The organism is Dyella marensis (assembly GCF_049532885.1).
Taxonomy (GTDB): Bacteria; Pseudomonadota; Gammaproteobacteria; order Xanthomonadales; family Rhodanobacteraceae; genus Dyella_D; species Dyella_D marensis.
On record NZ_CP064029.1, the window covers coordinates 4,123,821 to 4,149,929 of the forward strand.

At 67.9% G+C, this 26,109-nt stretch carries 17 protein-coding genes; 5 read left to right on the plus strand and 12 right to left on the minus strand.

The window, feature by feature from the left end; translation table 11 throughout:
* The first annotated feature begins 211 nt into the window (after positions 1–211).
* Positions 212–721 (plus strand): DUF2127 domain-containing protein, encoded by a 510-nt coding sequence (locus ISN75_RS18005; protein ID WP_343820530.1) that lies wholly within the window; start codon positions 212–214, stop codon positions 719–721.
* Positions 722–880: 159 nt separating this feature from the next.
* On the opposite strand, the gene ISN75_RS18010 is transcribed toward ISN75_RS18005, so the two are convergent.
* The 6 genes from ISN75_RS18010 to xerD form a co-directional block, all read right to left on the minus strand.
* Positions 881–1,783 carry a DMT family transporter gene (locus tag ISN75_RS18010; protein ID WP_168647829.1) on the minus strand — a complete coding sequence of 301 codons (903 nt, stop codon included), beginning with the start codon at positions 1,781–1,783 and terminating at the stop codon, positions 881–883.
* Entirely contained in the window at positions 1,780–2,676 is an 897-nt protein-coding gene (locus ISN75_RS18015) for a glycosyltransferase family 2 protein (RefSeq protein WP_168647828.1), read from the minus strand. Before ISN75_RS18015 ends, ISN75_RS18010 begins: the two co-directional genes overlap by 4 nt.
* A gap of 69 nt (positions 2,677–2,745) precedes the next feature.
* Positions 2,746–3,477, minus strand: coding sequence for a hypothetical protein (locus ISN75_RS18020; RefSeq protein ID WP_168647827.1), 732 nt, complete (start codon positions 3,475–3,477; stop codon positions 2,746–2,748).
* Between the two features lie 34 nt (positions 3,478–3,511).
* Entirely contained in the window at positions 3,512–7,372 is a 3,861-nt protein-coding gene (gene purL / locus ISN75_RS18025; RefSeq protein WP_168647826.1) for a phosphoribosylformylglycinamidine synthase, read from the minus strand.
* A 233-nt stretch (positions 7,373–7,605) separates the two neighbouring features.
* Positions 7,606–8,388 (minus strand): DsbC family protein, encoded by a 783-nt coding sequence (locus ISN75_RS18030; protein WP_343820527.1) that lies wholly within the window; start codon positions 8,386–8,388, stop codon positions 7,606–7,608.
* A 91-nt stretch (positions 8,389–8,479) separates the two neighbouring features.
* Positions 8,480–9,391: a site-specific tyrosine recombinase XerD gene (gene xerD, locus ISN75_RS18035; RefSeq protein WP_243868244.1), complete on the minus strand. Its 912-nt coding sequence runs from the start codon at positions 9,389–9,391 to the stop codon at positions 8,480–8,482.
* 44 nt (positions 9,392–9,435) lie between these two features.
* Between xerD and ISN75_RS18040 the strand changes: the two genes are divergently transcribed.
* The 3 genes from ISN75_RS18040 (at position 9,436) to ISN75_RS18050 (ending at position 12,194) form a co-directional block, all read left to right on the plus strand.
* Positions 9,436–9,942: an RDD family protein gene (locus tag ISN75_RS18040; protein WP_343820525.1), complete on the plus strand. Its 507-nt coding sequence runs from the start codon at positions 9,436–9,438 to the stop codon at positions 9,940–9,942.
* 60 nt (positions 9,943–10,002) lie between these two features.
* On the plus strand, positions 10,003–10,749 hold the full coding sequence (locus ISN75_RS18045) for a class I SAM-dependent methyltransferase (protein WP_167258312.1): 747 nt from the start codon (positions 10,003–10,005) through the stop codon (positions 10,747–10,749).
* A gap of 191 nt (positions 10,750–10,940) precedes the next feature.
* Positions 10,941–12,194, plus strand: a complete 1,254-nt coding sequence (locus ISN75_RS18050) for a polyhydroxyalkanoate depolymerase (RefSeq protein WP_167258310.1) — start codon at positions 10,941–10,943, stop codon at positions 12,192–12,194.
* Between the two features lie 4 nt (positions 12,195–12,198).
* Here the strand turns inward: ISN75_RS18050 and ltaE are convergent, their stop codons facing one another.
* From ltaE to ISN75_RS18080, 6 genes are all read right to left on the minus strand, one after another.
* Entirely contained in the window at positions 12,199–13,215 is a 1,017-nt protein-coding gene (gene ltaE, locus ISN75_RS18055; protein WP_343820522.1) for a low-specificity L-threonine aldolase, read from the minus strand.
* Positions 13,216–13,455: 240 nt separating this feature from the next.
* Entirely contained in the window at positions 13,456–14,079 is a 624-nt protein-coding gene (locus ISN75_RS18060; RefSeq protein WP_343820520.1) for a helix-turn-helix domain-containing protein, read from the minus strand.
* The gene (locus ISN75_RS18065; RefSeq protein ID WP_343820519.1) at positions 14,076–15,518 is read right to left on the minus strand and encodes an efflux transporter outer membrane subunit; all 1,443 of its coding nucleotides are present in this window, start codon (positions 15,516–15,518) and stop codon (positions 14,076–14,078) included. The genes ISN75_RS18060 and ISN75_RS18065 overlap by 4 nt, the downstream gene beginning before the upstream one ends.
* Positions 15,511–18,654: an efflux RND transporter permease subunit gene (locus ISN75_RS18070; protein WP_343820517.1), complete on the minus strand. Its 3,144-nt coding sequence runs from the start codon at positions 18,652–18,654 to the stop codon at positions 15,511–15,513. The genes ISN75_RS18065 and ISN75_RS18070 overlap by 8 nt, the downstream gene beginning before the upstream one ends.
* Positions 18,655–18,666: 12 nt before the next feature.
* Positions 18,667–19,851, minus strand: coding sequence for an efflux RND transporter periplasmic adaptor subunit (locus ISN75_RS18075; protein ID WP_167258300.1), 1,185 nt, complete (start codon positions 19,849–19,851; stop codon positions 18,667–18,669).
* A gap of 400 nt (positions 19,852–20,251) precedes the next feature.
* Positions 20,252–23,545: a TonB-dependent receptor gene (locus ISN75_RS18080; RefSeq protein ID WP_343820514.1), complete on the minus strand. Its 3,294-nt coding sequence runs from the start codon at positions 23,543–23,545 to the stop codon at positions 20,252–20,254.
* 400 nt (positions 23,546–23,945) lie between these two features.
* Here ISN75_RS18080 and ISN75_RS18085 point away from each other — a divergent pair, with 400 nt between their 5' ends.
* The gene (locus tag ISN75_RS18085; protein ID WP_343820512.1) at positions 23,946–25,694 is read left to right on the plus strand and encodes a glucan ABC transporter ATP-binding protein/ permease; all 1,749 of its coding nucleotides are present in this window, start codon (positions 23,946–23,948) and stop codon (positions 25,692–25,694) included.
* The last annotated feature ends 415 nt before the right edge of the window (positions 25,695–26,109 follow it).

The following is a 26,109-nucleotide window of genomic DNA, read 5'->3' on the forward strand; positions in this document are numbered from 1 at the left end:
GCCTGGATTTTTCCAATAGCCCAGTGCCGGTTCTGAAGACCTTCCTGGCTCGTATCACCCATCGGCAGGGCCATGCATTCAGCGAGTGGACTAACGTGCAAAATTTGCACATTGCCGGGTCGGATCACCAAGCCGCCCCATAATCTCCTGGGCTATTCCCGCCCCAGGGCGGCTCCGGCGACAATGGGACATCGCCAAGTCCCCGGCCACCATGACCCACTCAGACCGCCATCTCACCCGGCCCAGCTCGGAAATCGAGGCGCAGCACAGTCTCGGCCTGCGCATCATCGCCATCTACAAGGCATTCAAGACCGTCGGCTTGATCCTGGTCGCGATCGCCGCCTTCAGGCTCAACCGGCAGGAGAGCTTCGATCATCTGGTGCACTGGCTGGAGCACCTGTCGCTCACGGACAGCAACCATCTGCGCTGGCAGCTGGTGAATCTGCTGATGGAGCAGGGGCCGAGCAAGTTCGTGGCGGTGGGGATCGTGGCGCTGGCGTATGCGGCGATCTTCGCCACCGAGGGCACGGGGCTGTGGCTGCGCAAGCACTGGGCGGAGTGGTTCACGGTGATCGCCACCGGGTCGCTGGTGCCGGTGGAGTTCTACGAGACGATTGCGCACTTCAGCTGGCTGAAGCTGGTGGTGCTGCTGGGGAATATCGCGATCGTGGTTTATCTGGTGCGGATTGCGATGCAGCCGCGGCCGAAGAAAGCGCCGTAGGTTGGGGTGAGCGGTAGGCGACTGCGAAGGCAGGATGCCGTAGCGAACATCCGCGTAGCGGATGGCCCGAAGGGCTGGCTGCTGATGCAGCCAGTAACCCCAACATCGTCACGCTCATGTGCACCGCGACGCTGGGGTTCGCCTGCGGCTCACCCCAACCTACACTTCGTGGTGCGCGGCCTCGGCAGGCAAAGCATTCGAGCGCCTCGGCGCCAGCTCCACCAGATACATCGCTCCGAGGATCAAGGCCCCGCCGGCCAGCATCCGCCACGTCAGCCCTTCCCCGCCGAACGCCACGGCAAACCCGGCGGCAAATACCGGTTCCGTCGTCATCACGATCGCCGCCCGCGTCGCGCTGATATGCGCCTGCGCCCAGGTCTGCACCAGCATCGCGCCGGCACCGGCGGCCAAGGCCATATACACCACTGCCACCCATGCCTTCGCATCCGGCGGCAAGGAAGGGCCATGCGGCAGCGTAGCCAGCAGGCACACGGCGGCGATCACCAGCATCTGCAAAGTCGACAGCGCGAACGCATGCCCCGGCCGCGACCACACGCCCAGCCCCACGATATGCAGGCCGTACAGCAAAGCCGACGCCAGCGTGATCCACACGCCATAGCCAAGGCTGAAACCGCGCAGCGCCAGCAAGGCCAGGCCGCCGACGGCGAGCAGCACGGCAATCCAAGTGATGGACGGCAGACGCTGCCGCAGCAGCACGGTGCCGAGCAGCGGCGTGAACACCACATACATGCCGGTGGCGAAACCGCTGATGCTGGCCGAGGTGTGTTCCAGCCCGGTCGTCTGCAGCAGCTGCGCCACGCCGTACACCAAGCCGAGCGCCACACCTTGCAGCCATTCGCGCCGGCCCAGCCTCAGCAGCGAGCGATGGAACAGCAGCAGCATCGCTGCCGCCGCGATCAGGAAACGCACCGCCAGGAAATCCGCCGGCGCCATGCGCCCGACCAGATCCTTGATCAGGAAGAACGTGGAACCCCAGATGGTGGTGACCGCGACCAGCCCCAGCGTCGCCAGCGTGGCGACGCGCGCCTGCGCAGCGCTCATGCGTCGCTCGCCGCGGGCGCCGGACGGCGGCGCAGCAGGCGCAGCCACTGGCCGGGGATCTTCAGCAGGAAATGCGCCCACAGGCCCAGCCACACCACGGCGGACACGAGCGGGTTGCGTGCCGCCGGATCGAACTTGCGGAACCAGCGCCACATGCCGCGATGCTTGTGCCAGCTGACGAATACCGGCCGGTGCCGGCTGGAGCCGCCCTTGCCGTGCAGCACGCGCACGTCGCCGGCCAGCCACACCTGATAGCCGGCATCGCGCGCGCGGCGGCACAGGTCCAGGTCTTCGCAGTGCAGGAAGTATTCCTCGTCGAAACCGCGGAGGTTCTCGAACGCCACGCGCGGCATCAGCATCAGCGCACCCGACACCGCTTCCACCTGCACAGGTTCCGCGGGCATCTCGCCGCCGATGTTCACGCCCTCGCCCTGCCCCATGAAGGTGCGCAGCGCGCGGCCGAGATAAGGATCGCGGCGATACGAAGCGCGATCCGGCCGGCCTTGCTCGTCGCACACCACCGCGCCGATCACGCCCGCCTTCGGATGCGCCTGCTGCAGTTCCAGCAGGCGCCGCAGGCTGGCGTCGTCGAGCATGCAGTCCGGGTTGAGGATCAGCAGCAACTTGGCCCGCGCCTGCGCGGCGCCGCGATTCACCGCGGGACCGAAACCGAGATTGGCGTGGTTGTAGAGCGGACGCAGCCGCCACTCGTGCTGCATCGCGCGCTCGATCGCCTGCGGAATGCCATCGGACGACCCGTTGTCCACCAGGATCAATTCCAGCGGCACCTCGCATGCCATCACGCGTCCTACACATTCGCGCAGCGTGGGGCCGCTATCGGCGGCAACCACGATCACGCTGACGAGGGGTGTGGTTTCGAAGGCTGAATTCATGATCGCCAAGTATGGGGGAGCGGCCGGCGAACGGCATAGCCGCGGCGCGACATCCCGGTGGAGGGAGCATCAATCGCGCGGCGCGTCCTGGCCCAGTGCTTCGTGCAGCGGCACCGGCACGCCGTCGGCATGGCGCGCCAGCCACGGAGCATCGTCCTGGTCCCAGCCGCACAGTTCCCAGCCGCGCAGGCGGTGCTGCCTGCCGCGTGCGAACTCGAACAGCAGCTCGCCGCTGCCGCCGGCCGGGTTCGCCGCGAACCAGCGGCCCTGCGGACTGAAGCTGCAGCGCGGACCCAGGCGCCGCAGTGTGTGCCCATCGGCGAGGCGATAGTTGCCTTCGTCCTGGCCGGTGGCTTCGTAGTGCAGCTCGGGCACGTCGGCCGCATCGCGCCATTGCACCGGCGCCAGCTCGATGATGCGCGCCGGCGGCCCCACCGGCGCCATCGCCAGCTCGCTCCATTCCGGCGTCGGTGCCGACGCGCGCCGCACGCGATGCAGCAGCAGCGATTCCAGCAATGCCACCAGCGAATAGCCGACCAGGGCGCCGAGCAAGGCCGCGCCCCAGGCAATGAGATCGCCGCCGAGCGCACGCTGCACGGCGAACAGCATGCCCGGCAGGCCCCACTTCAGGCCGCTGCGGCAGAGTTCACCTCGAGGATGGGAGCGGCGCGCATAGATCACCGCACCCGCGGCAAGCACGACCAGCAACGCCCATCCCAGCCACCACGGCAGCAGCGCCAGCAGTACCGCCCATCCGGCCAGCAGCAGCCAGCGCGCGAAACGCTGGCCGGGCGCATTCATGCGGCGCGCCCGGTCGCAAGCTTATGGCGGGCTGTCAGCCGCACCACACCCTGGCGTTGCGGAACATGCGCATCCACGGCGAGTCCTCGCCCCAGTGATCCGGATGCCAGCTCATCTGCGCGCTGCGGAACACGCGCTCGGGGTGCGGCATCATGATCGTCACGCGGCCGTCGGCCGCGGTGAAGCCGGCCAGGCCGCCCGGCGAGCCGTTCGGATTGAGCGGGTAGTGCTCGGTCGGACGGCCGCGGTTGTCGACGAAGCGCACCGCGCCGCCGGACTTCGACGGGCTGCACACCTGCGGGAAGCTCACGCGGCCTTCGCCGTGCGCCACCGCCACCGGGATGCGCGAACCGGCCATGCCCTTGAAGAAGATGCTGGGCGAATCGAGCACTTCCAGCGTGGCGACGCGGCCTTCGTACTGCTCGGACGCATTGCGCAAAAACTTCGGCCAATGCTGCGCGCCCGGGATGATCTCCTTCAGCTGCGACAGCATCTGGCAGCCGTTGCACACGCCCAGCGCGAACTTGCTGGTGTCGGCGAAGAACGCGGTGAACTCCGCGCGCAGCATTTCGTTGTACATGATCGAGGTGGCCCAGCCGCGGCCGGCGCCCAGCACGTCGCCGTACGAGAAACCGCCGCAGGCCGCGAAACCGCGGAAATCCGCCAGCCTGATGCGGCCGCTGGCCAGGTCGGACATGTGCACGTCCACCGCCTCGAAGCCGGCGCGGTCGAACGCGGCGGCCATTTCCACCTGGCCGTTGACGCCCTGCTCGCGCAGGATCGCCACGCGCGGACGCGCGCCCTTGGCGATCAGCGGCGCGGCCACGTCCTCGGACGGGTCGAAGCTGAGCTTGGGGCTGATACCCGGGTCGGCATCGTCCAGGCGCCATTCCAGTTCCGCGTCGGCGCTGAGCGGGTTGTCGCGCAGGCGCTGCATGTGGTGGCTGGTTTCGTTCCACGCGGCGAACAGCTCGGTCCACTTCCAGGCGAACTGCTTCTCGCCGCCGTGGAAAAGCTTGATGCCGAGCTTTTCCTTCGGATGGCCGATGCGATAGCTCATGCCGGCCAGGCCGTGCTTGACCAGCAGCGCCTCGAACGCCTCGCGGTTGGCCTGCGCCACCTGCACCACGGCGCCCAGTTCCTCATTGAACAGCGCGCGCAGCGCGGCCTCGGCCCAGCCTTCGAGCTGGATTTCCAGGCCGCAATGGCCGGCGAAGGCCATTTCCAGCAGGGTGACGATGGCGCCGCCGTCGGAACGGTCGTGATAAGCCAGCAGCAGGCCGGCCGCATTGGCTTCCTGCACCAGGTCGAACAGGCCCTTCAGATGCCCGGCGTCGTCCAGGTCCGGCGGCACGCCGCCGCCGCGGTTGAACACCTGGGTCAGCGCGGAACCGCCGAGGCGGTCGCGGCCGCCGCCGAGGTCCAGCAGCCACAGGTCGGAATCGCCGCGGTCCAGGCGCAACTGCGGGGTGAGCGTGCGGCGCACGTCGTGCACGCGCGCAAAACCCGTGACCACCAGCGACACCGGCGCGATCGTGCGCTGCGGCTGGTCGCCGTCGGTCCATACGGTCTGCATGGACAGCGAGTCCTTGCCCACCGGGATGGAGATGTCCAGCTCCGGGCACAGTTCCATGCCCACGGCTTTGACCGCATCGAACAGGGCCGCGTCTTCGCCGGGGTGGTTCACCGCGGCCATCCAGTTCGCCGACAGGCGCACTTCGCCCAGCGAACGGATCGGCGCGGCGGCCAGGTTGGTGATGGCCTCGCCCACCGCCAGGCGCGCGGCGTCCGCGCTGCTCAGCAGGGCTACCGGCGCGCGCTCGGCCATGGCCATGGCTTCACCGGCGTAGCCGTCGAAATCGGCGATGGTCACGGCGCAATCGGCCACCGGCACCTGCCAGGGGCCGACCATCGGATCGCGATGATTCAAGCCGCCCACGGTGCGGTCGCCGATGGTGACCAGGAAGCTCTTGCTGCCCACGGTGGGCAGGCGCAGCACGCGGCGCAGGGCCTCGTCCATGCTGATGCCGGACAGATCCGGCACCACGTCGATGCGCGGCTTCACGCGCCTGGCGTCGCGGTGCATGCGCGGCGCCTTGCCGAACAGCACGTCCATCGGCAGGTCGATGACGGTGAGCTCGCGGCGCGGGTCGGTGACCAGCAGGCGGCGCTCTTCGGTGGCGTCGCCGACCACCGCGTAGGGGCAGCGCTCGCGCACGCAGAACGCTTCGAACTCGGCCAGGCGCTCGGCGGCGATGCCGAGCACGTAGCGCTCCTGCGATTCGTTGCTCCACACCTGCATCGGCGACAGCGACGGGTCGTCGCACGGCACCTTCGAGAGATCGATCACGCCGCCCACGCCCGCATCGTTGAGCAGTTCGGGAATGGCGTTGGAAAGACCGCCCGCGCCGACGTCGTGGATGCTCACGATGGGGTTGTTCTCGCCCAGCGACCAGCAGCTGTCGATCACCTGCTGGCAGCGGCGCTCCATCTCGGCGTTGTCGCGCTGCACGGAGGCGAAATCCAGCTCCGCGCTGGAGGTGCCGGAAGCGACCGACGAGGCGGCGCCGCCGCCCAGGCCGATCAGCATGGCCGGGCCGCCCAGCACGATCACCTTGTGGCCGGGCTGGATCTCCAGCTTCTGCACGTGGCCGGAGCGGATATTGGCCAGGCCGCCGGCGATCATGATCGGCTTGTCGTAGCCGCGGCGCACGCCGGCTTCGCCGGTCTCGTGCTCGTAGGTGCGGAAATAGCCGCCCAGGCAGGGGCGGCCGAATTCGTTGTTGAACGCGGCGGCGCCGAGCGGGCCGTCGCGCATGATCTCGAACGCGCTGGCCATGCGCGGCGGCAGCGGACGCTCCACTTCCCACGGCTGCGGATGGCCGGGAATGCGCAGGTCGGACACCGAGAAGCCGCTGAGCCCCGCCTTCGGCTTGGCGCCGCGGCCGGTGGCGCCTTCGTCGCGGATCTCGCCGCCGGCGCCGGTGGCCGCGCCCGGCCAGGGTGCGATCGCGGTGGGATGGTTATGCGTTTCCACCTTGATCGCGTAGTCGATGCGCTCGCCGCTGCGGCGCCACACGCCGTCGGCGCCGCTGAAGAAGCGCTTGCCGTCGCTGCCCTCGATCACCGCAGCGTTGTCCTTGTAGGCGGACAGCGTGTAGGCGGGCGAATGCTGGTGGGTGTTCTTGATCATGCCGAACAGGCTCTTGTCCTGCGGCTGGCCGTCCAGCGTCCAGCTGGCGTTGAACACCTTGTGGCGGCAGTGCTCGGAATTGGCCTGGGCGAACATGAAGAGTTCGGCGTCGGTGGGATCGCGGCCCAGCTCGGCGTAGCGCTCGGCCAGGTAGTCGATCTCGTCCTCGGCCAGCGCCAGGCCCAGCTCGGCATTGGCCTTGGCCAGGGCCGCGCGCGGGTCGCCGCCCAGCGGGATGTGCACCAGGTCGCCGGGCTTGCCGGCCAGGAACAGGCCCTTGGCCTCGTCGATGCGATGGAGCACCGACTGCGTCATGGCGTCGCACAGCACCGCCATCATCGCGTCGTATTCGGGCGCGCCCGGCTCGGGCAGGCCGGCGATCTGATAGGCCACGCCGCGCTCCACCCGGCGCACCGCGAAACCGGCGCCGTGGAGGATGTCAGTGGCCTTGCTCGACCAGGGCGAGATCGTGCCCAGGCGGGGCACCACCCACAGCGAGGCGTTCTCGGTGGCGCTTTCCTTCGCCTCCAGCACTTCCAGCAGCCGCTGGCGCGCCTCGCCTTCCGGGGCGGCGTCGGCGTCGATGAAGTAGACGAACCAGGAAGCCTGCACGCGGGCGCCGCGATGCAGGGCATCCAGGCGGGCATTGAGGCGTTCGAGGCGGAACGGGGAAAGGGCGGCCTGCCCGTCGAGAGCGATCATGGCGGGGAACGGGAGCTATGCGGAGAAGCCGTCCATTCTACTCCATGCTGCAGGACAACATCGGGGAGGGGTGGACAGGCATCCCCTCAGCCTCCTGGAGTGCCTCCCTTCTCCCTCCGGGAGAAGGTGGCGGCAGCCGGATGAGGGTACGGGCGGAGCGCAGCGTTACGGTCCGCCCGTACCCCACCCCAACCCCTCTCCCGGTGGGAGAGGGGCTCTACACCGCGGAGACCTCAGCCCCCGACCGGCTTAATCCCACGCTTCTGCAGGGCTTCGATCAGCTGATCGGGGGTCATGTAGCCGCCGAGCACGGTGCCGTCCTCGGCCACGATGGTCGGGGTGCCGGTGACGCCTAAGCGCACGCCCAGGTCGAACTCGTCCTTCACGGGGTTGGCGCAGGTGGCCGACTTGGGCTGCTTGCCCTCCTTGGCGGCGCTGAAGGCGGCCTTGCGGTCCGCCGCGCACCATACCGAGACCATTTCGGTATAGGTCGGGGTGGGGTTGCCCGCGGTGCTGGTCACGCCTTCGCGCGGCCAGGCCACGTATTCCAGGGCGATACCGGCCTTGGTGAAGTCGTCCACGTGCTGGTGCAGCGCGCGGCAGTAGCCGCAGTTGACGTCGGTGAACACGGTGACCTTGTAGCGCGGCTTGGCCGGGCCGAACACGATGCGGTCGCTGACGGGCAGCTTGTCGAGCTGCGCCTTGCGGAAGTCGGCCCAGACCAGGTCGCTCATGTCCTTCTTGCTGGACAGGTCGATCAGGTTGCCGGTGAGCATGTACTTGCCATCGGCGCTCACATAGACCAGTTGGCCGGAGGCGATCACCTGGTAGAAGCCCGGCAGCGGCGCCGGCCTGATCGATTCGATCTTCACCTTGCTGGCGAGGCCCAGCACCGCCTGGCGCACGGTGTCCTCGGGACCGGCCTTGGCCGCATCGTCGGCGGCGCGCGCCGGCTGGGCGAACGCCACCGCGCAAACCACGCTGGCGCACAGGGCCAGCCATCCATTCTTGAACATCGCAAACCTCACTGGCTTCCGTTCGGCACGGAATGATCGGGGGATGGCCGGATTCTCGCACAGGCCGCCTAAATGCTCCGTCGGACCCGTCTCAACCGCGCGGATGGTGCTGCGCATGCAGCCGCTTGAGTCCTTCCTTGGCCACCAGCGTGTAGATCTGCGTGGTGCTGAGCGCGCTGTGGCCCAGCAGCATCTGCAGCGCGCGCAGGTCGGCGCCGTGGTTCAGCAGATGGGTGGCGAAGGAATGCCGCAGCACGTGCGGCGAGATGCGCTTGGCCACGATGCCCACGCGCAGCGCATAGCGCTTGACCAGGGTCCAGAACATCTGCCGCGTCATGCCTTCGCCGCGCTTGCTCAGGAACAGCGCCGCCGGCTGGCGCCCCTTGGCCAGCACCGGGCGCGCCGCCGCGAGGTAAGCCTCGATCCGCTCCAGCGCCAGCTCGCCCACCGGCACCAGGCGGTCCTTGCCGCCCTTGCCGGTGACGCGCAGCACGCCCTGACGCAGATTGAGCGAGGCCAGCGGCAGCTCGACCAGCTCGGACACGCGCAGGCCCGAGGCGTACATCAGCTCCAGCATCGCGCGGTCGCGCAGGCCCAGGGTGGTGTCCAGGTCCGGCGCCTGCAGCAGGCCTTCGATCTCGCGCTCCGCCAGGGCCTTGGGCAGGCTGCGCGGCGTGCGCGGGCGTTCGATCAGCAGGGTGGGATCTTCGAAGCCCGGCTCGTTGCGCGCCACGAAGCCGTAGTAGCGGCGGAACGAGGACTGCCGCCGCGCCATCGAGCGCACCGCCACCGGCTGCGCGCCGTGGTATTCGGACAGATGCTGGCGCCGCGCCTGGTTCAGGCTCAAGTTCCGCCCGGCCAGCCAGCGGGCCAGGCCTTCGAGGTCGCGGCGGTAGGCATCGAGGGTGCGGTCGGACAGGCCGTCCTCCGACCACACGCGCTCCAGGAAGGCGGCGATGCTGCGCTGGTCGGCTTCGGCGATACTTGCGGCTTTCTCTGACATGCGCGAGATGCTGGGCATAGCGCGCGCCGGACGCAAGCCGACGAATGAACCCGAGCATCCCGAATCCTTCGCTTATGCCCGCCACCTTGCCGCGCCGGCTGCTGGCGCTGTTCTACGACCTGTGGGCGGTAATCGCCATCCTTGCCATGGTGGGCTACGCCTGCCAGCGCGCCACCGGCGGCCAGCTGATCGCCACCGCCGGCCACGTGGAAACGGTGTGGTGGTACCAGCCGCTGCAGGGCCTGGTGCTGTCGGCGTATTTCATCGCCTCGTGGCTGCGCGGCGGACAGACGCTGGGCATGCGGCCGTGGCGCCTGCGGCTGGTGCGCGTGGATGGCGGGCGGGTGCGTTTCGCGCAGGCGCTGATCCGTCTGCTGGCGGGTGCCGCGCCGCTGCTGCTGCTGGAACTGGCCCGCGTATCCAGCACGTCGGTGGCGCTATGGGCAGTGCTTATTGCCTGGGTCATTTACTTCGCCTGGGCGCTGACCAATGCGCGCCGGCGCGCGCTGCACGACGTGATCGCCGGCACCGAAGTGGTGCGCATCGGCTGACGCAAGAACTCACGCCCGCATTCACTCGCTTGTCAGCCGGGCCCGAGCCACACTAGCCCGATGCCCACCCACTTCGCGCCTGCGCCGCGCAGCGACGCCGACCTGGCCGCCGCCAACCGCGGCTTCTACGAACCCCTGTGGGCGCAAGCCCGGCTGGTGCCCCCGGAGCGCTTCAATACCTGGCCGCTGGTACGCGAACTGGCCGCCGCATCCACGCGCCGGCTGGAGATTGCACCGGGGCTGCGCCCGCGCCTGCCGCTGCAGGACACCTGCTTCGTCGACCTCAGCGCCGAGGCGCTGCGCAAGCTGCGCCGCCACGGCGCCAGCGCGGTGCACGGCACCATCGGCGCCCTGCCCTATGCCGATGCACAGTTCGACCTGGTCTGCGCGTTCGACATCCTGGAGCACGTGGCGGACGACATCGGCGCACTGAAAGAACTCGCCCGCGTCGCCGCGCCCGGCGCCACCTTGCTGCTGTCGGTGCCGCTGCATACCGCGGCGTGGACGCCGTTCGACGAATTCGTCGGCCATTGCCGCCGCTACGAGCCGGACGACATCCATGCGCGCCTGGCGCAACACGGCTTCCGCATCGAGCAGAGCGCGGTCTACGGCATGCAGCCGAAATCCTCGCGCCTGCTCGAGATCGGCCAGTGGTATCTCACGCATAAAAGGGAGCGCGCGATGTGGTGGTACAACCGCGTGTTCATGCCGATCGCGGTGCGCATGCAGAAGCCGCTACAGTGGCGCGCGGGGCTGGGCGACACCACGGGCGTGGACGAAATCCTGCTCGTCTGCCGCAAACCGTAGGTTGGGGTGAGCCGGCAGGCGAACCGCAACGATGCGGAGCTCCCGGAGGTCGCGATGTTGGGGTTCGCCTGTCGGCTCACCCCAACCTACGCAAGGCGCTGATTACGTTGGCATAACAATCTTGCGGCATCGCAGCACGGAAGCGCGGGAGCAGGTAGAATCGGATTTTTCCGCCCGCCCGGCTTTCCCGCATGCTCTATCAGATTCACGAATGGCAGCGCGCCTTCCTCGGTCCGCTCAGCCACTACGCCGATGCCAGCGCGAAGATGCTGACCGATCCTTCGGGCCCGTTCGCCCAGGTGCCCGGCGCGCAGCGCATGGCCGCCGGTTACGAACTGCTGCACCGGCTGGGCAAGGAATACGAGAAGCCCGCGTTCGATATCCACCAGGTGCAATCGCACGGGCAGGACATCGCCATCGTCGAGCGTACCGTGCTGGCCAAGCCGTTCTGCGAGCTCAAGCGCTTCAAGCGCTACAGCGACGACCAGGACACCATCGAGCGCCTGAAGAACGAGCCGTCGGTGCTGGTCGTCGCACCGCTGTCCGGCCACCACGCCACCCTGCTGCGCGACACCGTGCGTACCCTGCTGCGCGACCACAAGGTGTACATCACCGACTGGGTCGACGCGCGCATGGTGCCGGCCGAGCAAGGCGCGTTCCATCTGGATGACTACGTCGAATACGTGCAGGAGTTCATCCGCCATATCGGCGCGCATCGCCTGCACGTGATCTCGGTGTGCCAGCCGACGGTGCCGGTGCTGGCCGCGGTGTCGCTGATGGCCGCGCGCGGCGAAACCACGCCGCTGAGCCTGACCATGATGGGCGGCCCGATCGAGCCGCGCAGCAATCCCACCGGCGTCAACAGCCTGGCCACCACGCAGCCGCTGAGCTGGTTCAAGGGCAACCTGATCCACACCGTGCCGCCGAACTACCCCGGCCATGGCCGCGAGGTGTATCCGGGCTTCCTCCAGCATGCGGGCTTCGTGGCGATGAACCCCAGCCGCCATCTGAATTCGCACTGGGATTTCTATCTCGACCTGCTGCGCGGCGACCTGGACGACGCCCAGGCGCACCGCAAGTTCTACGACGAATACAACGCCGTGCTGGACATGCCGGCCGAGTATTACCTCGACACCATCCACACCGTGTTCCAGCAGTTCCTGCTGCCGCGCGGGCTATGGGACGTGCGCGGCGAACGCGTGACGCCCGCCGCCATCACCAAGAGCGCCCTGCTCACCGTGGAAGGCGAGCTGGACGATATCTCCGGCCTTGGCCAGACCCAGGCGGCGCATACGCTGTGCAGCGGGATCCCGACCGACCGGCGCGCGCACAAGGTGATCGAAGGCGCCGGCCATTACGGCATCTTCAGCGGCCGCCGCTGGCGCGAAGTGGTCTATCCGCAGGTGCGCGATTTCATCAAGCGCTTCGACCAGCCGCCGGCCTGAGGCCTCAATGCCGGAAAAACGCGCGGAACGCATCGACGGTGCGTTCTACGCCGTCGTCGTCGATATCCAGATGCGTGACCAGCCGCAAGGTCGGCAGATAGCCGATGCTGATGCGCACCCTGGCTTCGCGCAGATGCGCGTCGAGTTCGCGCAGATGCGCCGCCGGCACGTCCACGAACACCATATTGGTGTGATGGCCCAATAGCTTCACCCCGGGAATCTCGCCCATGCGTGCCGCCAGCGTGGCGGCGCGCGCGTGATCCTCGGCCAGGCGCGCCACGTGATGATCCAGCGCATGGATGGCCGCCGCCGCGAGCATGCCGGCCTGGCGCCAGCCGCCGCCGGCCACCTTGCGCCAGCGCCGCGCCTTCTCCACGAGTGCGCCGGGACCGAGCAGTACCGAACCCACCGGCGCGCCCAGCCCCTTCGACAGGCAGACCGAGACGGTATCGAACAGGCTCGCGATCTCGCGCGCATGCACGCCGCTGGCCACTGCGGCGTTGAACAGCCGCGCACCGTCGAGATGAAAGCCCAGCCCGCGTTCGCGCGCGAATTTCTGCGCGGCGTGCAGGTAATCCAGCGGGAGCGCGCGGCCGTGCCAGGTGTTTTCCAGGGCCAGCAGCTTTGTGCGCGCGAAGTGCGGGTCGACCGGCTTGATCGCCGCGGCCAGCTTGTCCAGCGCCAGGCTGCCGTCCGGCTCGTGCGGAATCGGCTGCGGCTGGATCGAACCCAGCACCGCGGCGCCGCCGCCTTCGAACTTGTAAGTGTGCGCGTCGGCGCCGACCAGGTATTCGTCGCCGCGCTCGCAGTGCGACATCAGCGCCAGCAGGTTCGACTGCGTGCCGGTCGGCACGAACAGCGCCGCCTCGAAGCCGAGTTCATCGGCCAGCTTCGCCTGCAAGGCGTTGACCGTGGGATCTTCGCCGTAGACGTCGTCGCCCACTTCGGCCAGCAACATGGCCTCGCGCATGGCGCGGGTGGGCTTGGTCACGGTATCGCTGCGCAGGTCGACCCAGTCCACGGCCAGTCCTCGATGGGGAAAGGCCAAGCTTGGCGCGTCCGTCGACCGCGAACAAGCACGCCGCCTTTCCCCCTCTCCCCTCCGGGGAGAGGGCCGGGGTGAGGGGCCGGGCGGAGCGGTGAGCGGAGGGTCGAGAAAGGCTAAAAGCTTTTCTTCGCTTCGTAGCAATGGCCCCGCAAGGGCCGCCCCTCATCCGGCCGCCGCCACCTTCTCCCCGGAGGGGCGAAGGGCTCCATGTACTTACTCTTCCATCAACTTGTGCACAACCTCAGCCAACGCCTCCCGCAACAACTCCGTATCCAGCTTCGGATCCCTCGCCGCACGCACCGCCAGCCCCTCGACCAGCAGCATCAATGCCAGCGAACGCCGCTCGCTGATCGCCGGCGACATGCCGATGCCGCCTTCCTCCGCGGGCTTCTCCAGCCATTGGCGAAACTCGGTGCAGGCCAGCTCGTCCGCGTGGTGGATCGCGTTCGCCACCTGCTTGTCGCGGGTGGCTTCCGCGCTGGTTTCCAGGAACAGCGCGGCATTCATGATGCGCATGTCCGGACGCGGCCGGCTCCATTCCACGAAGCATTCCATCAGCGCGTCGACCGGATCGGTCGAGGCGCCGAGCGCGCGGATGTCCTCCAGCTCCATCTCGCTCTGGCGCTCGATGATGGCCAGCACGATCGAGCTCTTGTTCGGGAAGTAGCGGTAGATCAGGCCGGCGCTCATCGCCGCCGCTTCGGCGATGTTCGCCATGCTGGCGGCATGGAAGCCGTATTTCACGAAGCAGTGCTGCGCCGCGGCCAGGATGCGCTCGCGCTGTTCGCGCGCGCGCGGGCTCAAGGTGGTTTCGTCGTTCTTGTCGTCGCGGCTCATGGGGTACCGGGGATAGGGCTGCGCTCGTTCCAGCCGCCGCCCAGCACTTTATACAAAGTGACCCGGTTGGTCTGCTCGGCCAGCCGCGTCGCGATCAGCTGCTGCTGCGCGGCGTACAGCGCGCGCTGCGCATCCAGCGCCACCAGGTAGCTGTCCTTGCCGGCCTTGTAGCGCGCCCGCGACAGCTCGTCCGCCCGCGCCGCCGCGCCCACCAGCGCCTCCTGCGCCTGGCGCTGCCCGGCCAGGGTGGAAGTAAGCGCCAGCGCGTCGGCCACTTCGCGGAAGCCGGCCTGGATGGCCTTCTCGTATTGCGCCAGCGCGATCTGCTGATCGGCCTTGGCGCCGGCCAGCTGCGCGCGCAGGCGGCCGCCCTGGAAGATCGGCAGGCTGATCTGCGGCGCGAAGCTCCGCACGCGGGTGCCGCTGTCGAACAGATTGTTGAGCTGCCCGCTGGCCGTGCCCACGCTGCCGGTCAGCAGGATGGACGGGAAGAACGCCGCGCGCGCCGCGCCGATATCGGCATTGGCCGCGCGCAGCAGATGTTCCGACTGCAGGATGTCCGGGCGGCGCAGCAGTACATCCGAGGGCAACTCCGCCGGCAGCGCGCCGAGCATGGTGGCGTCGTCGCCCAGGCCGGTGGGCAGCAGCGCTTCGTCCAGCGCGCCGCCCGCCAGCAGGCGCAGCGCATTAATGTCCTGCGCCACCTGGCCGGTGTAGCGCGCCATGTCGGCGCGCGCGGTTTCGACCGTGGTCTGCGCCTGGCTGACATCCAGGCTCGAGGCCGCGCCGAGCGCATGGCGTTGTTCAGTCAATTTGAATGAAGCCTCCTGCGTGTCGCGCGTGGCCTGCGCCACCTTCAGCGACTCGCGGTCCGCCGCCAGCGTCAGCCAGGCATTGGCCACTTCGGCGATCAGGCTCAGCTGCGCGCTGCGGCTGGCCTCGCCTTCGGCCAGGTAGCGCTCCAGCGCGCCGGTGCTCAGCGAGGCGACGCGGCCGAACAGGTCCAGCTCGAACTGGGTAGTGCCCAGTTCGGCGCGGTATTGCTGGGTGATCGGCTGCGGCTGGTTGATGTCGCGGCTGCGCTGCAGCGACGCGGTGGCGGCGATCGACGGCAGGCGGTCCGCGCGCTGGATGCGGTACTGCGCGCGCGCCTTCTCCACGTTGAGCACGGCCACGCGCAGATCGCGGTTGTTGTGCAGCGCCTGTTCGATCAGCGCGGACAGGCGCGGATCGACATAGAACTGGCGCCAGCCGATATCCGCGGTGCGGCCCTGGCTGCCGGCCGGAGCCGAAGCGTCGGGCGCCACGCTGTTCTCGGGCAACGGCCAGCTTGCCGGAACATCCGGCTGCGCGGCCGGCACCTTCGGCGCCAGGCTTACGCAGCCGCTCAGGCCCAAGGCGAGCGTGACCGCACAACTCAAAATGAAAGACTTATTCATACGAGGTATCTCCGGCGACGGCCACGCCGCCCACGGCGCGCTTGCGCCGCCCGAACAGCCGCTGCACCAGCACGAAGAACAGCGGCACGAAGAACAGGCCCAGCGCCGTACCGGCGACCATGCCGCCCAGCACGCCGGTGCCGATCGCGCGCTGTGCGCCGGAACCCGCCCCATTGGCCAGCGCCAGCGGCAGCACGCCCAGGCCGAAGGCCAGCGAAGTCATCAGGATCGGCCGCAGGCGCGTGCGCACCGCCAGCAAGGTGGCGTCGAGCAGGGCCATGCCCTTCTCCACGTTCTCCTTGGCGAACTCCACGATCAGGATCGCGTTCTTGCTCGACAGGCCCACCGTGGTGAGCATCGCCACCTGGAAGTACACGTCGCGATCCAGCCCGCGGAAGTACGCCGCCAGCACCGTGCCCAGAATGCCCAGCGGCGCCACCAGCAGCACCGAGGTGGGAATCGACCAGCTCTCGTACAGCGCGGCCAGGCACAGGAACACCACCAGCACCGACAGCGTGTACAGCATCGGCGCCTGCGCACCGGCCTCGCGCTCCTGGTACGACTGCCCGGTCCATTCCAGGCCGACGCCAGCCGGCAGCCTGGCCACCAGTTTTTCGATTTCGGCCATGGCGTCACCCGAACTCACGCCCGGCGCGGCTTCGCCATTGATCTGCATCGCGGACACGCCGTTGTAGCGTTCCAGGCGGGGCGAACCGAAATCCCAGCGCGTGCTGGCGAAGGCGCGGAACGGCACCATCGCGCCGGCGGCATTGCGCACCGACCACTTCTCGAAATCCTCCGGCGCCATGCGGAACGGCGCATCGGCCTGCACGAACACGCGCTTGACGCGGCCGCGGTCCATGAAGTCGTCGATGTACTGGCCGCCCCAGGCCATGGTCAGCGTGTCGTTGAGATCGCCGATCGACAGGCCCTGCGCCGCGGCCTTCTTGTAGTCCACGTCGATGCGGAACTGCGGCGTGTCGTCCTGGCCGTTGGCGCGCACATTGGCCAGCAGCTTGCTCTGCGCGGCTTCCTGCAGGAACTGGTTGCGCGCCGCCACCAGCGCTTCGTGGCCCAGGCCGGCGTTGTCCTTCAGATAGAAATCGAAGCCCGCCGAATTGCCCAGCTCCGGCACCGCCGGCGGCGCGAAGGCGAAGGCCAGCGCGTCCTTGTATTGGCTGAAGGCACCCATGGCATTGCCGGCCACCGCATTGAGGCTGGCGGCTTCGCCATGGCGCTCGCTCCAGTCCTTCAGCTGCACGAAGGCCATGCCGGCGTTCTGGCCGTTGCCGGCGAAGCTGAAGCCGAGCACGGAGAACACCGAGTCCACCGCCGGGTCGGCCATGAAATGCTGCTCGATGCGGCCCATCACGCGCGCCGTGCGCTCGGTGGTGGCGCCTACCGGCGCCTGCACCATGGTGAACAGAAAGCCCTGGTCTTCCATCGGCAGGAACGAGGTGGGCAGGCGCAGGAACACCACCACCATCGCCGCGCTCATCGCCACGAACACCAGCAGGAAGCGCCGGCCGCGCGCGATGATCGCGCCCACCACGCCCTGGTACTTGCGCGTGCCCTGGTCGAAGCGGCGGTTGAACCAGCCGAAGAAGCCGCGATCGGAGGCGTGATGGCCTTTGGCGATCGGCTTCAGCAAGGTGGCGCACAGCGCCGGCGTCAGCACGATCGCCACCAGCACCGACAAGGCCATCGACGACACGATGGTCACCGAGAACTGCCGGTAGATCACGCCGGTGGAACCGCTCAGGAAAGCCATCGGCACGAACACCGCCGACAGCACCAGGGCGATGCCCACCAGCGCGCCGGTGATCTGCGACATCGACTTGCGCGTGGCTTCCAGCGGCGACAGCCCCTCCTCGCTCATCACGCGCTCGACGTTCTCCACCACCACGATGGCGTCGTCCACCAGCAGGCCGATCGCCAGCACCATGGCGAACATGGTGAGCATGTTGATCGAATAACCCATCGCCGCGAGCACGCCGAAGGTGCCCAGCAGCACCACCGGCACCGCGATGGTCGGGATCAGCGTGGCGCGGAAGTTCTGCAGGAACAGGTACATCACCAGGTACACCAGCACGATCGCTTCGAGCAGGGTCTTGATCACGCCTTCGATCGACACGCGCACGAACGGCGTGGTGTCGAACGCGATCACCGACTTCACGCCGCGCGGGAATGAGGGCTCCATCTGCTTGAGCGCGGCCTTCACGCGCTCGGCCGTGGCCAGCGCGTTGGCGCCGGAGGTGAGCGAGACGGCGATGCCGGTGGCGGACTTGCCGTTGTACTTGCTGGCCGAGCCGTAGTCCTGCAGGCCCAGCTCCACGCGCGCGACGTCGCCCAGGGTCAGCACCGACCCGTCGGTATTGCTGCGGATCACGATCTGGCGGAACTGCTCCGGCGTCTGCAGGCGCTGCTGCGCGATCACCGAGGCGTTGATCTGCTGGCCCTTCACCGCGGGGTTGCCGCCGATCTGGCCCACCGCCACCTGCTGGTTCTGCGCGCGCAGCGCGGCCGCCACTTCGGGCGGCGTCAGCTTGTAGGTGTCGAGCTTGTTCGGGTCCAGCCAGATGCGCATGGCGTACTTGGAACCGAACACTTCGATATTGCCCACGCCGGCGACGCGGCTGAGCGGGTCGACCAGATGGGCGTTGACGAAGTCGGAGATGTCTTCGCCGTCCAGGCGGCCATCCTCGGATACGAAGCCCACCACCATCAGGAAGCCGGAGCTGGACTTCACCACGTTGATGCCCTGCTGCTGCACGATCTGCGGCAGCAGCGGCGTGGCCAGCTGCAGCTTGTTCTGCACCTGCACCTGGGCGATGTCCGGGTTGGTGCCGTTCTCGAAGGTGAGCGTGACCTGCACCGCGCCGTCGGAATCGCTGGTGGCGGACATGTACAGCAGGCCGTCCAGGCCCTTCATGTTCTGCTCGATGATCTGCGTCACCGAGTCTTCCGCCGCCTGCGCCGACGCGCCGGGATAGTTGGCGTTGATGGTGACCTGCGGCGGCGCGATCACCGGGTATTGCGATACCGGCAGGCGCAGCAGCGACAGCGTGCCGGCCAGCATCACGATGATGGCGATCACCCAGGCGAAGATGGGGCGATCGATAAAAAAGCGTGCCATGGGTATGAGTCCTCAGTGCGCCGCGGCGGCCGCGTGTCCGCCGGCGGCGGCAGCGGCTGCGCCGGCTTCGCTGGCGTGCACGGGCGTGCCGGGCTGGATCGTCTGCAGGCCTTCGACGATCACCTTGTCGCCGGCGGCCAGGCCGCCTTCGACCAGCCACTGGTCGCCGACGGTGCGGCCGACCTGCACTTCGCGCAGTTCCGCCTTGCCGTCCTTGCCGACGACCATGGCGGTGGCGCCGCCCTTGGGATCGCGCGAAATACCCGCCTGCGGCACCAGCAGCCCGCGCGGATTGCTGCCCTTGTCGAGCACCGCGCGCACGTACATGCCCGGCAGCAGCACGCCTTCCGGATTGGGCACGATCACGCGCAGCGCGAAGCTGCCGGTAGTGGGGTCGACGCTGACGTCGGCGAACTGCAGCTTGCCGTCGTGCGCGTAGGTGCTGCCGTCTTCGAGCAGGATCTTCACCGGCGTGCCGCCGGCTTCCTTCAGCGAGCCGGCGGCGATGCGCTTGCGCAGATCGAGCAGCTCGCCGCTGGACTGGGTGACGTCGATAAAGATCGGGTCCATCTGCTGCACGCGCGCCATCGGCTCGGCCTGGTTGGCGGTGACCAGCGCGCCCGGCGTCACCGCGGACTTGCCGATGCGCCCGGTGATCGGCGACACGATGCGCGCGAAGGCCAGGTTCACGCCGGTGCTTTCCACCTGCGCCTGGCCGGCTGCGACGTCGGCCTCGGCCTGGCGCCAGGTCGCGGTGGCGGTTTCGTCGTCCTGCTTGCTCACCGCGTCGATGCGCGCCAGCTCGCTGGTGCGCCTGGCGTTGAGCTGCGCCGAATACAGCGCGGCCTTCGCTTTCGCCAGCGTGGCCTTGGCGTTGTTGTTTTCCGCGCGATACACCGCGTCATCCAGCTGGTACAGCGGCTGGCCCGCCTTCACCAGCGCGCCTTCCTCGAACAGGCGCTGCTTGACGATGCCGTTCACCTGCGGCCGCACTTCGGCGATCTGGAACGCACTGGTGCGCCCCGGCAGTTCGCGCGTGACGGTGACCGCCTGCGGCTTGAGCGTCACCACCGTGACTTCGGCGGGACCGCCCTGCTGCGGCGCCGCCTGCTGGCCCTTGCAGGCGGCCAGGGTAAGGACGGAAGCGGCCAGGGCCGTCAGGGCCAGGCCGCGCAAGAAAATGCGATTTGAAGACATGAGAGACCTCGGTCCCTGCCGATGGGGAGGGGCGGCAGAACAAGAGTGAACGATCATTCTCATTATTGAACCGAAATGACGTCTCGGTCAATTGGACTAACGGCACGGGGGTAAAATGGCCGTAGACGGGCGCAGGTCTTTTCCGAACACGGCCCGAGCATGGAGGGAAGCGGCACCGGCTGCGTGCCGCTTTCTGCTCAAAACGGGTTTACCGCTCTCGCGCGCCGCGGGCAATTTCTTGCGAATAGATGGCGACAGCCGGCACCCCAGGCCTCGCTGAAATAGCGCGCCGGCGCAGGTTGGGGTGAGCCGCAGGCGAACCCCAAGGTCGGGTGCATCGGATGGTTGGAGTTTGCCTTCGGCTCACCCCAACCTGCGTGGGGCGAGCCTGCAGCTTGGCTCAGAACGTGTACCGCAGCGTCGCCTGCACCGACCACCGCGACTGCGCGCGGTCGTCTTCCAGCACATAGCCGCCGCTGTTGAAGTTGCCGTTCTTGTCGGTGGGCAGCGCATACACGTACTTGCCGGTCGCCGGATCGACACCCGCGAAGTTGGCAAGGCTGCGCATGTACGGATAGCCCACGTCGCGCACCTGGCCCCAGCGCTTGTTCACCATGTTCAGCACGTTGAACAGGTCCAGCCGCAGCTCGCCCTTGTTGCCCTTGAACAGGCCGGGGATCTCCTGGCGGAAGGCCAGATCCAGCTCGTTCACCCATGGCGAGTGCGCGCCGTTGCGGCCCGCCACCTTGCCCTGGTGGTCGCGCAGGTAGTCGTCGCGCTGAATGAACGCATAGAACTGGTCGATCGCCTGCTGCGGCGTGCCCTTCTGGAACTGCACCTCGCCCGGACGCGGGATATACATCAGCCCCGGCGGCGCCGAGAGGCCGGCCGGCTTGATGCCGCTGACGTCGTTGCCGAACACCCAGCTGTACGGCTGACCGGTATGGCCGTCGTAGAACGCGCTGATGCTGGTGGTGTAGTCGCCGAAGAAACGGTGCTGCCAGGTCAGCGAGGCGATCACGCGGCGCGCGATCTCGAAGTTGCTGTGGCTGGCCTTGTCCGCGTTCGGCTGATACACCGCGTCGTTCGCCCAGGTGCTGGCGGCCACTTTCTCGTTGCCGGAGCTGACGTCGGTGGAGCGGCCGAACACCACGCCCAGCGAGCCGGACCAGTCGGAGTCGGCGGTGAACGGGCGGGTGAGCTTCAGCGTCAGGTAGTCGGCCGAGCCATTGCGCGTATTGCTCAGATAGATGACGTTGCCGAAGCGCTGGTCGCGGTTGGCGCGCGCCACCGCGCAGCTGCGGTCGGCGGTGGCGCACAGCGACTGGCCGGAGGGGCTCTTGCCGGTGACCAGGAAGGCGTTCGGGTCGGTGGTGTTCCAGTAGCTCAGGCGGCCGTCCGGCAGGGCGCCGTTGGCGCGGCCGAGGTTGAGGTCCTGGAAGTACACGCCGTCGCGCGTGGACAGATGCTCCACCTCGGCGGTGAACACCGTGTTCCACCACGGCAGCTGGCGATCGAAGCCCAGGCTGGCCTTCCACACCGAAGGCATGCGGAAGCGGGCATCGGTCACGTCCACTTCCGGCGAACCGCCCTTGCGCGCGCCGGCCGGAATCAGCGGGTTGTTCGGATCGGCCGAGAAGCCCACGCCATTGGAGGCCGAGTAGCTGGTGAGCGACACGCCGTTATTGGTGTATGGGTTGGACAGCCACACGCCCGGAGGCGCGCCTTCGGACAAGCCCACGCCGCCGCGCAGCTGCATCGCGCGCTCGCCGTCGAAGCTGTAGTTGAAGGAGATGCGCGGCTCGAACAGGCCGTTGCCGTCGAAGCTGGCATTGTTCGGCGTGCCCGGATAAGCGGCATTGAACACCGGGTTGGCCAGCGGCGTGCTGCTCACCTTGGGCAGGTCGTAGCGGAAGCCGTACTGCAGCGACAGGTTGCCGATCTGCCAGGTGTCCTGCGCGAAGAAGCCCCACTGGTTGAGTGTCCAGCGCGCGGCGATGCTCTGCAGGTTGCCGTCGGTGGGCCGGAACACGGAGTACTGGAACCAGTTGCCGGCAGCGAAGGCGTCGATGCTGGGGAAGGTGTACGCGCCGAACTCGGTGCGGCCGAACAGGTTGTAGAACTTGTCGCGCTGGAAGTCGAAGCCCACCTTCACGCTGTGGTCGCCCAGCGCCCAGGTGCCGGCGAAGAAGGTGTTGAGGCTCTTGATGTTGAGGATGTTGTAGTGGCGGAACTCTTCCTCGCCCAGGTACACGCTCGGGCCGGTGATGGTGCTGCCGCTGATGTTGCCATTGGTGAACACGCGCACCTGCGGCTGCTGCGCGAACGGCACTGGCGTGGCGTCATAGGTGGTGTAGGACACCGCCGCCTCGGTGGAAAAGCTGTCGGTCCAGGCGTCGTACGCATTGAGCACGTACTGCTTGCTCTGGCGGTGCTTGGTGAACCAGTAGCTGGAAAGGCTCAGGCTCGGCGTGGTGGACGAGGTGCTGTAGCCGTTGAGGTTGGGCTGGGTGCTCTTCACGCGGTCGAAGCGGAAGCTCACGCGGTGGCCATCGGCGATGTTCCAGTCCAGCTTGAACAGCGCGCGCTTCTCGTCCTGGTCGGCGCCGGCGGCATTGACCACGCCGGGCTTCATGCCGAGCTGGCTGGCGATCTGGCTGATGCGGTCGATGTCGGCCTGGGCGATCGGCACGATATTGCCCTTGCCCGAGCCCTGCGGCCCGAAGTTCGGCGCCGCGGCAATGGTCTTGGATTCCTCGACGTTGGCGAAGAAGAACAGCTTGTCCTTGATGATCGGGCCGCCGAAGGTGGCGCCGCCGGTCCACTGGCGCTTGTAGCCGGTGAACGGGTTGCCGGCGCGGTCCTTGCCCACCCAGCCGTCCGCGTTGCGGTAGGCGTAGTAGGCCGAGCCGTGGAAATCGTTGGTGCCGCTCTTGGTGACGATATTGATCGACGCGCCCACCGCGCGCTTGTTGGCCACGTCGTAGTTGGCGGTGGAGATGTTGTATTCCTCGATCGCATCCAGCGCCACCGGCTGGTTGAGCGCCGGCAGGCCGTTGTCTTCCAGGCCGAACGAGTCGTTGGTCGGCACCGCGTCGATGCTGATGTTGTTGTAGCGGCTGTTCTGGCCGAGCGCGGAGATCTCGCCCTTGCTCTTGTTGGTCACCGTGATCATCGGGTCCATCCGCGCGATGTCCTGGATCGAGCGGTTGGGAATCGGCAGCACCTTCAGCTCGCGCTGCGAGACATGGGTGCTGATGCCCTTGGCGTCCGGCTGGAAGATCTGCGCCATCGCCACCGCCGAGCTGTCGGCGCTGACCTGCACGCCCTGCAGGTTGGTGGCATGGGCGGCGGCAGCGCCCAGGCTCAGGTCCAGCGTGGTCTCCTGCGCCAGCTGCAGGTAGACGCCGTCCTTCTCGGCGGAAGCCTGGCCGTCCTTGCTCACGGTGATGTCGAACGGACCGCCCACGCGCAGGCCCTGCGCCTTGTAGCGGCCGTCGGCATCGGTGCTCACCACCTGGGTGGTGCCGGAGGGTACGTGCACGATCTGCACGCGCGCACCGGCCACGGGCTGGCCCGCCGCGTCGAGCGCGCGGCCGCTGAGCGAGGAGGAGGTGTTCTGCGCGAAGGCCGGAGCGGCCAGCAGCGAGGCAATGAGCAGCGGCAACAGCCGCGCGCGCGGACTGACGTTCATGTCGTTCCTTTTCCCTTTGTTCGGCGGACGGGCCGCCCCCAGAAAGCCGCCCAAAACGGGTGGCGAAAGCGCCGAAGGTTAGAGGGGGTTTGTGACGCGGAGGTGATGTGTGCGTCACAGAGTGCGGGGTGCAAAGCCCCTCTCCCTCTGGGAGAGGGGTTGGGGTGAGGGTACGGGCGGAGCGCAAGAGTGATGTGCTCCGCTCCGGCCGAACCCTCATCCGGCTGCCGCCACCTTCTCTCCCACGGGGACTACCTTCGGGTCGCCGGAGGGAGAAGGACTTCAGCTTGAAAGTTATGGTAACCACCAGCCCTAGCCGATGTGGCCGAATTCCGGCCGCGCGCCGCCCCATGCGATGCTACGCGCCACGCGATACCGCGCCTTACGGGAAGCCGTCGCCTTGTCCTTCCTGCGCCTCTACCTGCGCGTGCTCGGCCTGCTGGCGCCGGAGCGCAAGCTGGCCATATCGCTGGCGCTGGCCAATCTCGCGCTGGCCGGCGTGTTCTTCCTGGAGCCGGTGCTGTTCGGCCGGGTGGTCGATGCGCTGGCCGCGCCTTCAGCCAAAAGCGCGCCGCGCCTGATCGCCTGGTGGGCTGCGGTCGGCTTCGGCGGCGTGCTGGCCGGCGTGTGGGTGTCGCTGCATGCGGACCGCCTCGCGCACCGCCGCCGCCTCGCGGCGATCGCGCTGTTCTTCGAGCATGCGGCGGCGCTCTCGCTGGGTTTCCACAGCGAGCACCACACCGGCCGCCTCGCGCGCATCATGAACAACGGCGTGGGCAATCTGTTCGGCCTGTGGCTGGGTTTTTTCCGCGAGCAGCTGGCCACCTTGCTGGCGATCGTGGTGATGATCCCGCTGGCGCTGTGGATGAACTGGAAACTGGCGCTGCTGATGGTGGCGCTGATGCTGAGCTTCGCCACCTTCAACGCGGTGGCGGTGCGCCGCACGCACCGCGCGCAAGGTGAAGTGGAGGAACTGCACCACGAGATCGCCACCCGCGCCGGCGACGTGTTCGGCAACGTGACGGTAGTACAGAGCTTCACCCGCCTGGCCGCCGAATCGGCTGCATTGAAAGACATGATGCGCCGCGTGCTGGATGCGCAGTATCCGGTGCTGCGCGGCTGGGCCATCCTGTCGGTGCTCAACCGCGCGGCGAGCACGCTCACCATCGTGGCGATCTTCGCGCTGGGCAGCGCGCTGCATGCGCGCGGCGAGGTGACGGTGGGCGGCATCGTCAGCTTCGTGGGTTTCTCGATGATGCTGATCGGCCGCCTGGAGCAGCTGGCGAATTTCATTTCCGGCCTGTTCTTCCAGAGCCAGTCGCTGCGCGATTACTTCGCCGTGCTGGACGAACGCCCCGGCGTGGTCGACGCCATTGGCGCGAAGGACCTGCCCGCGGTGCGCGGCGAAGTAGCATTCGAACACGTGAGCTTCGGCTACGACCCCGTACAGCCCGCGCTGCACGACCTGAGCTTCCGCGCCGAACCCGGCACCACCATTGCCCTGGTCGGCCCCACCGGCGCCGGCAAGACCACCGCACTCAGCCTGCTGTACCGCGCCTACGACCCCAGCGGCGGCCGCATCACCATCGACGGCCACGACATCCGCGACATCACCCTGGAATCCCTGCGCTGGAACGTAGGCGTGGTATTCCAGGACCCCGGCATGTTCTACCGCTCCATCCTGGACAACCTGCGCGTAGGCAAACCCGACGCCGACCACGCCGAAATCGAGGCCGCCGTAGTTGCCGCGGAAGCAGCCGCATTCATCGCACGCAAACCCGAAGGCTACGAAACAATGGTGGCCGAACGCGGCCGCTCACTGTCCGGCGGCGAACGCCAGCGCCTTGCTATCGCACGAGCGATGCTGAAGAACGCACCGATCCTTGTGCTGGACGAAGCAACCAGCGCCCTGGACAACACCACCGAAGCGCGCATCCAGAAAGCGCTGGATGCCCTGACGCGCGGCCGCACGACTTTCGTCATCGCACACCGCCTTTCCACAGTGCGCAATGCGGATCTGATTCTGGTATTGGATCAGGGAAGATTGATCGAACAGGGCCGCTTCGACGAATTAATTCGGCGCGGCGGCCTGTTCGCGCGGCTGGCTGAGGAGGGAAAGTTTGCGCCGGATGCGGAAGAGGTGAAGTAGCGCCCGATGCGGCGTTACCGCGAGCCCCGGCCCCTCACCCTGCCCTCTCCCCGGAGGGGAGAGGGGTGATGGCGTGAGGTAAGCAGGAACGAAGAGCAAAGGCTGGCGCCAGTCCTTGAACATCCTCTTCGCCACGGCACGTTGAAGCACCCGCTACGTAAACGCACTGTGGTTTCGTGTAGACCCAGGTTAATCAGGTTACCGCAGCCGCCCACCGCTCCTTCTAGTCGCGTCGCGAGCAGTGGCTCTTAGGCCATTCTCTCTTTGGTTACTTTCTCTTTGGGCCAGCAAAGAGAAAGTGACCCGGGCGCCGGCAGGCGTCCGGAATGCCCGCTGCATAAGCGGCCAGTTCGCGTCACCGCGAAAACCAAACGATACCGTTACTGGATGATTCGCTTCGCTCACCCCTTCGGGG

Excerpts from the sequence above, each read along its gene's own strand:
- ISN75_RS18005 (WP_343820530.1), top strand. The coding sequence starts at position 212 with ATGACCCACTCAGACCGCCATCTCACCCGGCCCAGCTCGGAAATCGAG.
- ISN75_RS18010 (WP_168647829.1), bottom strand. The coding sequence starts at position 1,783 with ATGAGCGCTGCGCAGGCGCGCGTCGCCACGCTGGCGACGCTGGGGCTG.
- ISN75_RS18015 (WP_168647828.1), bottom strand. The coding sequence starts at position 2,676 with ATGAATTCAGCCTTCGAAACCACACCCCTCGTCAGCGTGATCGTGGTT.
- ISN75_RS18020 (WP_168647827.1), bottom strand. The coding sequence starts at position 3,477 with ATGAATGCGCCCGGCCAGCGTTTCGCGCGCTGGCTGCTGCTGGCCGGA.
- purL (WP_168647826.1), bottom strand. The coding sequence starts at position 7,372 with ATGATCGCTCTCGACGGGCAGGCCGCCCTTTCCCCGTTCCGCCTCGAA.
- ISN75_RS18030 (WP_343820527.1), bottom strand. The coding sequence starts at position 8,388 with ATGTTCAAGAATGGATGGCTGGCCCTGTGCGCCAGCGTGGTTTGCGCG.
- xerD (WP_243868244.1), bottom strand. The coding sequence starts at position 9,391 with ATGTCAGAGAAAGCCGCAAGTATCGCCGAAGCCGACCAGCGCAGCATC.
- ISN75_RS18040 (WP_343820525.1), top strand. The coding sequence starts at position 9,436 with ATGAACCCGAGCATCCCGAATCCTTCGCTTATGCCCGCCACCTTGCCG.
- ISN75_RS18045 (WP_167258312.1), top strand. The coding sequence starts at position 10,003 with ATGCCCACCCACTTCGCGCCTGCGCCGCGCAGCGACGCCGACCTGGCC.
- ISN75_RS18050 (WP_167258310.1), top strand. The coding sequence starts at position 10,941 with ATGCTCTATCAGATTCACGAATGGCAGCGCGCCTTCCTCGGTCCGCTC.
- ISN75_RS18060 (WP_343820520.1), bottom strand. The coding sequence starts at position 14,079 with ATGAGCCGCGACGACAAGAACGACGAAACCACCTTGAGCCCGCGCGCG.
- ISN75_RS18065 (WP_343820519.1), bottom strand. The coding sequence starts at position 15,518 with ATGAATAAGTCTTTCATTTTGAGTTGTGCGGTCACGCTCGCCTTGGGC.
- ISN75_RS18070 (WP_343820517.1), bottom strand. The coding sequence starts at position 18,654 with ATGGCACGCTTTTTTATCGATCGCCCCATCTTCGCCTGGGTGATCGCC.
- ISN75_RS18075 (WP_167258300.1), bottom strand. The coding sequence starts at position 19,851 with ATGTCTTCAAATCGCATTTTCTTGCGCGGCCTGGCCCTGACGGCCCTG.
- ISN75_RS18080 (WP_343820514.1), bottom strand. The coding sequence starts at position 23,545 with ATGAACGTCAGTCCGCGCGCGCGGCTGTTGCCGCTGCTCATTGCCTCG.